At 69.9% G+C, this 2,704-nt stretch carries 4 protein-coding genes; 2 read left to right on the top strand and 2 right to left on the bottom strand.

The window, feature by feature from the left end; genetic code table 11:
- The first annotated feature begins 43 nt into the window (after positions 1-43).
- On the top strand, positions 44-649 hold the full coding sequence (locus CCN44_RS18895; RefSeq protein ID WP_059252460.1) for a MarC family protein: 606 nt from the start codon (positions 44-46) through the stop codon (positions 647-649).
- Between the two features lie 79 nt (positions 650-728).
- Here CCN44_RS18895 and CCN44_RS45080 read toward each other — a convergent pair whose 3' ends face one another.
- Positions 729-881 (bottom strand): hypothetical protein, encoded by a 153-nt coding sequence (locus CCN44_RS45080; RefSeq protein WP_086698344.1) that lies wholly within the window; start codon positions 879-881, stop codon positions 729-731.
- Between the two features lie 209 nt (positions 882-1,090).
- Between CCN44_RS45080 and CCN44_RS18885 the strand changes: the two genes are divergently transcribed.
- Positions 1,091-1,996 (top strand): NYN domain-containing protein, encoded by a 906-nt coding sequence (locus CCN44_RS18885; protein ID WP_086698343.1) that lies wholly within the window; start codon positions 1,091-1,093, stop codon positions 1,994-1,996.
- A 13-nt stretch (positions 1,997-2,009) separates the two neighbouring features.
- Here the strand turns inward: CCN44_RS18885 and CCN44_RS18880 are convergent.
- Positions 2,010-2,704 (bottom strand): alpha/beta fold hydrolase (locus CCN44_RS18880; RefSeq protein WP_107502084.1); only part of this gene is annotated, 695 nt, incomplete at its 5' end.

Genomic DNA, 2,704 nt, shown 5'->3' with positions numbered 1-2,704 from the left:
CCCCCGTAGCTTCCCCTTCTCCCTGCAAGGCCTGCACTTCCCCATGTTCGACATCGCCGTCTTCGGCTCCCTGTTCCTGACCCTTTTTGTCATCATGGATCCCCCTGGGATCACCCCGATCTTCCTCGCCCTGACCGCCGGACGGCCGGCCAAGGTGCAGCGGCGGATGGCGTTCCAGGCCGTCTGCGTGGCGGGCGGGGTCATCGCCGTGTTCGGCGTCCTGGGCCACCAGATCCTCGACTACCTGCACGTGTCCGTGCCCGCGCTGATGATCGCGGGCGGGCTGCTGCTCCTGCTGATCGCGCTGGACCTGCTCACCGGCAAGACCGACGAGCCGAAGCAGACCAAGGACGTCAACGTGGCGCTCGTCCCGCTGGGCATGCCGCTGCTGGCGGGGCCCGGTGCGATCGTGTCCGTGATCCTGGCCGTGCAGAAGGCCGACAGTGTCTCCATGCAGCTCTCGGTGTGGTCCGCGATCCTCGCGATCCACGTCGTGCTGTGGCTGGTGATGCGCTACTCGCTGCTGATCATCCGGGTCATCAAGGACGGCGGCGTCGTCCTGGTGACGCGCCTCGCGGGCATGATGCTCTCCGCGATCGCCGTGCAGCAGATCATCAACGGGGTCACCCAGGTGATCCGGGGAAGCTGAGACCTCCCGGAACACCAGCGCGGCCCCCGTGCGGAACAGGTCCGCGCGGGGGCCGCGAAAGCTTCTGCGCAAGCGCGTGTTATGAGGCCGGGGTGTCGGCCGGGCGGATCCACAGGCGCTGTCCGATGGCGGCGGCCTGCTGCACGATCCGGTTGACGGAGGCGGCGTCCACGACGGTGCTGTCCACGGCGGTGCCGTCGATCTCGTCGAGTCGCATGATTTCGAAGCGCACGGGCTTCTCCCTTCGTCTGGTCATCCTCCTGCGGAGAACTACTTGGTGTGACGCGTGGTGTATCCACCGTCATACGTAACTCAACACTCCGTTTGTTACGAACATTCCCTACGCTAAAGAAATTTTTCGAACGACTAATTACTGACCGGTAAGCCTCAGCCCAGGAACCGACCGGGACCGGTTGTGTTCGCAGTGTGACCACCGGGACAATGGAGGCAATGAACGACGACCTGGCCGCCCTCGGCGCCCGTATCGACCGCACGAACGAGCTGCTGGAACGCATGCTCGCCGAGGTGGCGAAGACGCCCTCGACCCACGCGATCTTCGTCGACGCGGGCTATTTGTATGCAGCCGCCGGCCGGCTGATCGCCGGGACCGAGGACCGCCGCGCCTTCGACGTCGACGCCGAGGGCCTGATCGACGCGCTGATCGACAAGGCCCGCACGATCTTCGCGGACAGCCGGCTGCTCCGCGTGTACTGGTACGACGGCGCCCGGCGCCGCATCCACACGGCCGAACAGCAGTCCATCGCCGAACTGCCCGACGTCAAGGTCCGCCTCGGCAACCTCAACGCCAACAACCAGCAGAAGGGCGTCGACTCCCTGATCCGGTCCGACCTGGAGTCCCTGGCGCGGCACCGCGCGATCAGCGACGCGGCCCTCCTCGGCGGCGACGAGGACCTGGTCTCGGCGGTGGAGGCGGCCCAGGGCTACGGCGCCCGCGTCCACCTCTGGGGCATCGAGGCGCCCGAGGGCCGCAACCAGGCCGAGCCGCTGCTCTGGGAGGTCGACAGCCAGCGCACCTTCGACCTGGAGTTCTTCAAGCCGTACGTCTCCCGGCGCACCGCCGCCGCGTACGACGCCGCCGCCGGCACCCGCCCCACCCGCGAGGACGTCCGCTTCGTCGGCGCCCAGATCGCGGCGCGCTGGCTGGCCTCCCGGGGCCGCGAGGCACTGGTCGAACTGTTCCCCGGCCACCCCTACCTGCCCGGCTCCGTCGACCAGGACCTGCTGGTCGAGGCCGAGGCGCTGCTCCAGTACTCCCTGCGCGGCCAGGCGGATCTGCGGCGGGCGCTGCGGGACGGGTTCTGGGAGCACCTGCAGGCGCAGTTCTAGCCCCTCCCCGGCGCTACGACCGGGCCGTGCCGTCCCAGAAGTCGGCGAGCGCCCGGGCCGTCTCCAGGGGGCGGTCCGTGTTGGGGGAGTGCTCGGCGCCCTCGATGACCGTCCGGCGCGCCTTCAGCCGTACGGCCATGTCGTCGAGCAGCGGCAGCGGCCAGGTGTCGTCCCGCGCACCGGACAGCACGTGGAACGGCAGCGGTACGGACGCCAGTTCGGCGACCCGGTCCGGCTCCGTGCACAACTGACGCCCGGTGGCGATCAGTTGGGCGGGCTTGGTGCCCAGCCAGCGGCGCCGCAGGTCGTCCCGCTCGTCCAGCCCGGGGTCGAGCGCGGGTGTCTCCGTCTCCTCCGGCGGCTCCATCGCCCGCATCGCCTCCCACACCTCCGCCATGCCCAGCACGGCGAGCGCGTCCCGGAGCAGCTTCACGCGCTCCTGCTGGGACGTCGAGATCTGCGCCGGTCCGGAGGCCATCAGGGTGAACGACACGAAGGGCGTGTGGTCGAGCAGGACGGCCGCGCGCGCGATCTGCCCACCGAGGGAGTGCCCCAGCAGGTGCACCGGGCCGCCGAGCGCCTCCGCCTGCGCCAGCACGTCCCGCGCCAACTCCTCCTGCGCGTAGGCGGACTCGTCCGTCGCGGGGCCGTCCGACTCGAACTGGCCCCGCCCGTCCACGGCGACGGTGCGGTATCCGCGCTCGGCGA

The organism is Streptomyces tricolor, assembly GCF_002155905.1.
Taxonomy (GTDB): Bacteria; Actinomycetota; Actinomycetes; order Streptomycetales; family Streptomycetaceae; genus Streptomyces; species Streptomyces tricolor.
Note: the sequence above shows the minus strand (reverse complement) of the source record. Positions and strands in the feature narration are given on the sequence as shown.

Bases quoted from the DNA above. Each gene is read 5' to 3' on its own strand.
- CCN44_RS18895 (WP_059252460.1), top strand. From the start codon at position 44: ATGTTCGACATCGCCGTCTTCGGCTCCCTGTTCCTGACCCTTTTTGTC.
- CCN44_RS18885 (WP_086698343.1), top strand. From the start codon at position 1,091: ATGGAGGCAATGAACGACGACCTGGCCGCCCTCGGCGCCCGTATCGAC.